Consider the following 5,416-nt stretch of genomic DNA (forward strand, 5'->3'; position numbering starts at 1 on the left):
GTATCCACCGTTTCTCATGAAATGAAGGCTGACACGAACGGCAATAAGATCGTTGACGTGGAGGTTCTGGTCACGAATGACGGAACGCTTTCTGCGGGCTTGAAAGTAAAAGGCAGCATCGGAAGCGGCGATAGCAAAATAGAATCGACGGAACTTGCTGCGCTAGATTACGTGCGCACAGCGCCTGTTTTTTCCGAAGCTAGCGGTACGGTCAAAAGTTTGAAATTTAAAGACGGAGATACCGTGCAACAAGGGGATCTCATTGCGACCTTATTTAACGATGATCTTCAGCAAAACATCATCAGCAAGCAAGCCGCCATCGACGGCCAGAAAATAAAAGTGGACGATGCCCAGCAAAAGGTGAATCAATTGACGATCACAGCGCCATTTGACGGCGTGTTCTCGGCGGACTTTGCGAATAGCAAAAGCAATGTGCTGCGCAACTACCCGGTAGGTGCGCAAATCACTGCCAACACTACGTTAGGTGCGGTAGCGAGCTTAAGCACGATGCAGCTAGCCATTGCAGTGGATGAGCTGGATTTGACGAGTGTGAAGGTTGGGCAGAAAGCAGTCGTGAAAGTGGATGCGATCTCGGGAAAATCTTTTGAAGGTGAAGTGACGTCCGTGTCTAATGTCGGAACAACGACGAACGGAGTAACGACATACGATGCCGTTGTCACCATCCCGAATCCAGATAGTGTGCTCAAATACGCAATGACGGCAACTGCTGAAATTTTCATTCAGGATAAAAAGGATATTCTTGTAGTGCCGATTCAGGCAATTACGACGACGAAGGGAAAATCTACCGTTTCTCTGAAGAAAGCCGACGGAACCGTCGAAGAACAGCATGAGATTAAAACCGGTATTCGCAGTAAAACAAAGGTTGAGATTGTGAGCGGTCTGCAAGAGGGCGATGAAGTTGTCATGCCGACACGCCGGGCTACAACGACAACGAATCAGCAAGGTGGATTTCCTGGTGGCGAAGGCGGGCCTGCCGCTGGATTCCAAAGAGGTGAAGGTGGGGGCAGCGGCTTCCAAGGTCAAGGCGGAGGCGGAGCGCGCCAGTGATGAGCAGCTTCGAGGAAAGGAGCCAGTCGTATGAATATCATTGAATTAACGGGAGTCACCAAAAGCTACGCACGCGGAGATGAAGAGCTGCAAATTCTGAAAGGGATTACCCTACACATTGCAAAAGGTGACTTCGTTGCTATTATTGGTCCCAGCGGATCGGGGAAATCAACACTGATGAATACAATCGGATTACTGGATATACCCACTTCAGGCACTTACTCGCTCGATGGTGTTTCTACGGTTAAGATGTCCGACAACGGCTTGGCTGAGCTAAGAAACCGAAAGATTGGTTTTATATTTCAACAATTCAACTTGCTGCCTCGACTATCTGCTATTGAAAACGTGGAATTACCGATGATTTATGCAGGTATTTCTGCCAAACAACGCCGAGAGCAAGCCCAGCGTATGCTGGAGAAGTTAGGGATGGGTCAGCGTGGACATCACAAGCCAAGTGAGCTTTCCGGTGGACAGCAGCAAAGGGTGGCGATTGCCAGAGCGCTAGCCATTTCTCCATCGTTGATATTGGCTGACGAACCAACCGGAGCTTTGGACTCCAAAACAGGGATTGAAGTACTGGAGCTAATTCAGGAACTCAATCAGCAGGGCAACACGATTGTGCTGATTACGCATGACAATCATATTGCCGATCATGCCAAACGTGTCGTGACGCTTCGAGATGGTGAAATCATCAAAGATGTTCGTAATCAGCAGATGCCTGTTTCAGTGGATGAGGCGGTGACGATATGAGACCTTGGGAACTTTTTCAAATGGCGATGGCCACTGTTCGTTCCAATCCGCTCCGAACTGTTTTGACCATGCTCGGCGTTATTATTGGGGTTAGCTCCGTAATTACGTTAGTATCCATCGGGCAAGGGACTTCCAAGTCGATTGAGAAACAGTATGAGGGTCTGGGCACGAACCTGCTGACGGTTAATTTACTTGGCAATGGCCGCGCAACGCAGCTGAAGTACGAGGAAATTATGGAGCTGGAAGGCACAGCTGGAATTAGCGGGATTGCCCCAACGATGACCAGAGGCAGCACGAGTATTAAATATGACCGCACGACGGAATCGTATAACGTGATTGGTACGAACGACCGTTATCTGAGTATGCAAAAGGGAGAAATGGGCAGTGGGCGTTTCCTTGCCGAAGCGGATTTGGACTACCGCAATCACGTTGCGGTAATAGGAACCGAGGTCGCGACGAAGTTTTTTGGCAAGGATGATCCCTTGAATGAGGAAATTAATGTCAACGGCTACATGTATACGATTATTGGTGTTTTGAAAAGCAAAGGCTCCAACACGAGCGGAACCTCACTAGACAGCTCTGTTATTGTGCCGCTTCCAACAATGAGTCGAGATTTTAAACTTGGCTCCATTCGCTCAACGTACGTAGAAGCAGCAAGCGGGGACGACGTTAGCAAGGTGCAGGCTGCTCTTGAGAGGTATTTGACAAGCAAATTCAAGAGTACGTCGGGGTATAACATTTTCAACTCATCCGAATTGATCAGCGCCAAACAAACAGCGTCCAGCACGCTAACCAATCAGCTAGTCGCAGTAGCGGCGATATCCCTTCTGGTTGGCGGTATCGGGATTATGAATATTATGCTCGTAACCGTTAGTGAACGAACGCGAGAGATTGGGATTCGCAAATCCATTGGGGCCAAACGGCGGAATATTCTCTTGCAGTTCCTGGTGGAAGCCACGTTAATCAGCGGAATGGGAGGCTTCATTGGCCTCGTTGTTGGCGTAGCGTTATCGCTCGCTTGGCCCTATATCAATCCGAGTCAGGCTACCAGTCTTTCAATCAACGTAGGTCTTTATGCATTCTTATTCTCAGCATTAGTCGGAGTTATTTTCGGATTATACCCTGCCAATAAAGCGTCCAAATTAAAACCTATCGATGCTCTTCGTTACGATTAATTCGTGATTGCTGAATGATTTCTTGACTAAATTAAAGCTACGGGAGGTAAACATCATGATTCGCAAATTAACAACACTTTCTTTGAAACATACGACCTTGGCCTTGTTATTGACTGGCAGCCTAGCCGCTGCCTCCTTACCCTCAGGGATGGTTCAAGCTGCAGGTGAAGCCGTTTATATTTCTCCAACTTCTTATTTTACAATCAGCCAAGCTGCACTCTCGTCCTCATCGCTACAGTTCGCTGTATCGTTAAATAATGGGGATCAAAATGCGATCGACTTCAATCAATATGGCGTGCGCGTTACGGATACGACGGGGCATAGTTTTACAGCGAAATTGAGTGAAAAGAAAAGCGCTAGCGTTCTTCCCGGGCAGGAAACGAGCTTCCGTTTCTACGCCAATCTGGCCGAAGGCGAATCCGCAGATCAGCTGAAGATTGATGTCTTCCGTTGGGATGCAGGGCAGGCAGATTTCATGAAACATCTGGGCCAACTACCTGTTAGTTCTGCGCTAGGCGAAGGTCAAGTGACCGTGCCGGAAGAGATAATTAATCTCCGAACACTCGACAGCACTTTAGCGAATGATGCCTCACTTGCTTTCCAATTAGGGCAAAGCGTACGTGTTTCTGAGAATGGAAAATGGTATCTGTATACGCAAGTATCCGCGAAAAACCTTGGTTCCAGCAGCGTTAAGCTGCCTACTGGACTTCAGCTCAGATTAGTAGATTCCAGCGGTTTGAAATACGCTTCTACCATTGCGAATGGTTCAAGCACAACTTTCCTTCCTAGTGAATCGGATACTGTCACCATAAAAACACCGATTTCTAAGCAAATGGCGATGTCAGGTGCATCGCTGGAGTTTTATTATTTAAATCAAAGTGAAGATGTGACGCTAGGGAACATGAGCCTTAATGCTTCTCTCCAGACTACTCCACTAGATACGAAGCAGGTGTATAGCGGGCAACAAGACGGGGAGCAAATGACAGTCAAAGCCAGCACGGCGCAGTACTCAACGCAAGCAGACGGCGTTCATGTGCAAACCATTGTTACGTTAAGTAATGACGGAGAAGCTTCAGCAGCCGTACCATCCTTCATTGCGACTTACCAGGTAGGAGATTCTGGCACTGCTTTGTCTGCTGCGGATAATTCGACTCGCCCTGCATTTTTGGCTGCCAAAGAAACAACGACATATTACTTTAATGCGATTCTACCGTCTGGAACTGATCCGAATGCGGCTCAACTTGTCCTCTGGGAGAAGACATCGTCTGCGACGAGCACAGGTAATAATGCAGCAAGTGCAAGTAGTGCAAGTAGCGCAAACGGTGGCACAACGTCAACAGCGGCTGGAACGACCGAGACGACCGAATCGGCAACAGGTTCTGCAAGTGGCGGATCAACAGGGCAGATGCCTGTAGCCGTGTTCCTGCTTAAAGGCGCGAGCGAAGCGAAGAACGGCTTTACGACAGCTGCAAGCTATTCTCTTGGCGATAAGCTGACTTTAAATGATAACGCTATTGTCAATAAAAATGTGGCTGTTTCGCTCGTCGAGCTGCATGCTCACGAAAACGATGATCTTGGTTACAAAACCGCCATCGCCAAGTACAAAATCACAAATAACGGCTCGAGCACGATTGCTTTGCCTGAGCTTCAAAATGAGTTGCTGGATAGCAACGGCAATTCGTATACAGGCACACGCCAAAGCTCTGTTACCACACAACTCACGCCGGGCAGCTCTTATGTTGTTAGCTATTCCTACCTGCTTCCGAATCGCAAAACAGCGGACGATGAAGCTTTTGCGCTGAATATCTTCGATGATAAGTCAGTGTCCGAAGGTAAAGTGTCACTTGGAACGTATCAGGTTGCTCTGCAGAAGGAAGATGACAGCGACACGATTGACCTATATCCGTTCTCTCTGAAAGTGAACGATGACTCGATTAGTTGGCTTTATAGTGGTGGTTCTTATTCCTATCAGCTGAATCTGGATCTTGATATCACGCACGAGGATCAAGTTATTATTGATTCGAATTTCTCGACAATTGAATTCGATATGGTGGATTCGCTTGGCCGTATTGTGGGTACTCAAACGTYCACACTAGTTGGCACTGGCAAACTGACAAGCGGCAAGCAAAAAATTGTTGTCACTGGTCTTAAAAACGAACAAGTAGACTCGGGTGTAGTAGTCAACATGTATGAAGTCATCAATACCCCTAATGGGACAGCTAAACGTCTGATTAGACAATTCCATTAATAGCAGCAAAAGATTATGGCGCCTGTGTGCTTTGTGCACATAGGCGTCCTTTTGCGTGTGAGCCTTTACAATCGAGAGTGATGGGCACTAAAAAGAAGCGGGCGAAGTGTGCTGTCGCATGTGCCATGAAGACCGAATAGACATTGTAGTTTTCCTTAGGGAGGGGACAGCATGG

The 5,416-nt window shown here is 47.8% G+C and carries 4 protein-coding genes; all 4 read left to right on the forward strand.

From position 1 onward, the window contains the following. Positions 1–1,068 (forward strand): efflux RND transporter periplasmic adaptor subunit (locus tag AC1DUA_RS21710; RefSeq protein WP_477501753.1); only part of this gene is annotated, 1,068 nt, incomplete at its 5' end. 30 nt (positions 1,069–1,098) lie between these two features. Continuing rightward, positions 1,099–1,818, forward strand: coding sequence for an ABC transporter ATP-binding protein (locus AC1DUA_RS21715; RefSeq protein ID WP_477501754.1), 720 nt, complete (start codon positions 1,099–1,101; stop codon positions 1,816–1,818). Beyond that, positions 1,815–2,993 (forward strand): ABC transporter permease, encoded by a 1,179-nt coding sequence (locus AC1DUA_RS21720; RefSeq protein ID WP_477501755.1) that lies wholly within the window; start codon positions 1,815–1,817, stop codon positions 2,991–2,993. The genes AC1DUA_RS21715 and AC1DUA_RS21720 overlap by 4 nt, the downstream gene beginning before the upstream one ends. Positions 2,994–3,048: 55 nt before the next feature. After that, positions 3,049–5,241 (forward strand): hypothetical protein, encoded by a 2,193-nt coding sequence (locus tag AC1DUA_RS21725; protein ID WP_477501756.1) that lies wholly within the window; start codon positions 3,049–3,051, stop codon positions 5,239–5,241. Positions 5,242–5,416 lie beyond the last annotated feature (175 nt).

Source organism: Paenibacillus sp. 01T422, assembly GCF_056398785.1.